We start from the raw sequence: 1,662 nt of genomic DNA, 5'->3' as shown, positions 1-1,662 counted from the left end.
CGCGGCACAGGTCCACGTCCTCTTTCTCGTCGACGGTCCACACGTAGCTGGCCCGGCCGGACGCTGCTGCGCGCGGTCGATGATGGCCGGATGCTCGGCGCAGCGCTCGTATCGACGGGCGACGGCGGGTGGCCCCGACGGTCGTCGCCGCTCCCCCACCGAGATAGTGCGAGCTGTCGCCGAGGAGCACCGTCGGAAGCATCGGAGCCGACCGCCGGACGCGCCAGACGGCCGACGGTGCGAACGACATGATGACCGCGCGCGAGTGGTCGGCCGACGCGGGCGCACCGATGCCGAACGTGTGCAGCTCGGCGAGAACCTTGCTCTCGATCAGCGAACCGTACCGCACGGGGTGCTTGGTTTCGATGAAGAGTTTGACCGGCTTGCTGGTCCAGTCCAGGACGAGCGAGATGAGGTCGTGCAGCGTCAGGAGTTCGGCGGGTTCGTCGGCGTCGCCGTAGTTCAGTCGCGCGAGATCGGCGAAGTCCATCTCGCTGACGATGCCGGTGCCGTTCGAGGTTCGATCGACGCGGCGATCGTGCACGCACACGATGTGCCCGTCCTTGGTGAGCCGCACGTCGCATTCGACGCCATCCGCTCCCTCCCGAAGTGCGAGGTCGTAGGCGGCGAGAGTGTGTTCCTTCTTGGCCGCGGACGCACCTCGATGCGCGACTACCAGTGGCCCACGCCGATCGGGACTCACGACGCCGTCACCGCCTCGGGTTCGTGCTCGGGTTCCTTCTGTTCGGGCTGCTTCTGTTCGGGCTGCGGCTTCGGCTTCTGTTCGGTGCCGGTGGCGATCACCCAGCGGGTCGGTCGCGACATGGCGGATCCGCGCAGCGTGCGGCCTTCGAGTCGGCGCATCACGGCCAGGGTCAGCACGGCCGAGACCGTGGCCACCAGTGCCACGAATGCAGACAACAGAACTCCGTCGGCGCGGGCCTGGAGGGAATCACGCAGGTTCCACAGCAGTTGGACGACGACCAGCGCATTGCTCGCTGCCCAGACGGCCCACCAGATGCGTACCAGTCTCAGTTCGCGGTGCACGTCGGCATCGGCACCGCCGCGGAGACGGACGACCTCGGTGAGGTAGACCCCTGGCATCACGATGCGGACCAGCGGCAGCATCGACAACAGCAACATCGTGCGCACCGATCGCGGATCGGTGGAGCCGGCGGCAGCGAAGGTGCGCCTGCGCTGGTCGATCAGCCAGCAGGACGACGTGACCAGCGCCGCCAGACCGATGAGGAGTGCACCGACCTGGGCGAAGTACACCAGTGCGTCGGACACGGCCAGGGTGATCGGCGAAATCAGTCGCACGCGGTTGTGCAGCAGGATGCCGTAGCGGAACACTTCGGCGAACGCGGCGAGGGCCAGCAACATCGCGGTGACGAGGACCAGGTTCTGAGCGTTGGCGGCATACCGCTCGACGCGACCGACGCGGCGATCGGCCTCAGGATCGCGCGGGATGTCGCGCAACCCCCAGGTGGGCGTCGAGGTGTAGCGCGGCGTCGGAGTCGGGGATGCCGATCGGCTACTACGCTCGGCTTTCCTCGACGAGGTGGCCGGGCGGGCCACCCATCGAAAGTTTCGGGTGCCCTGCGCGGGCGCTCTGGCCGACACCGGCGAGAGCAGCACGCCGTGGCAGCGGGGGGCACCAGG

Annotated in this window: 2 protein-coding genes; both read right to left on the bottom strand. The window is 68.2% G+C overall.

The genetic code is table 11. The annotated features are described in order from the left end of the window. Positions 1–703: glycerophosphodiester phosphodiesterase family protein (locus RHBS_RS27560; RefSeq protein ID WP_128646921.1), on the bottom strand; the 703-nt coding region annotated here is incomplete at its 3' end. Then, a partial coding sequence (locus tag RHBS_RS27555) for a DUF4328 domain-containing protein (RefSeq protein ID WP_236745427.1) occupies positions 700–1,662 on the bottom strand: 963 nt, incomplete at its 5' end. The genes RHBS_RS27555 and RHBS_RS27560, both read right to left, overlap by 4 nt.

It is taken from the genome of Rhodococcus sp. BS-15, from assembly GCF_000813105.1.
In the GTDB taxonomy this organism is placed as follows: Bacteria; Actinomycetota; Actinomycetes; order Mycobacteriales; family Mycobacteriaceae; genus Rhodococcoides.
The sequence above is the reverse complement of the archived record's forward strand: the minus strand, read 5'-3'. Positions and strand labels throughout refer to the sequence as shown.